Here is a 203-nt window from a genome sequence, read left to right as displayed (position 1 = left end):
TGGGACGAAGCAGTCGAAGAGGATATCGCAGCCGTTGATCTGGAACTGGAACGGCTGAATGCAGATAAAACTGATGCAGCGACACAGAAAGCCACAGTCAACAAACCTAAACGTCGACTGCTGCCAGATCATCTACACACCATCCGTATTGAGCATGAACCTGCATCAACCCAATGCAGTTGTGGCTGCCAGTTACGTCGTAT

At 49.8% G+C, this 203-nt stretch carries 1 pseudogene; it reads left to right on the top strand.

What is annotated here, in order from left to right:
• A pseudogene (locus GVV58_RS15390) lies at positions 1-203 on the top strand (IS66 family transposase); the annotation flags it as partial.

Origin of the sequence: Acinetobacter sp. 18QD2AZ41W, assembly GCF_009829025.1 — a bacterium.
Classification (GTDB): domain Bacteria; phylum Pseudomonadota; class Gammaproteobacteria; order Pseudomonadales; family Moraxellaceae; genus Acinetobacter; species Acinetobacter pseudolwoffii.
This window is presented reverse-complemented; position numbering and strand designations above follow the sequence as displayed.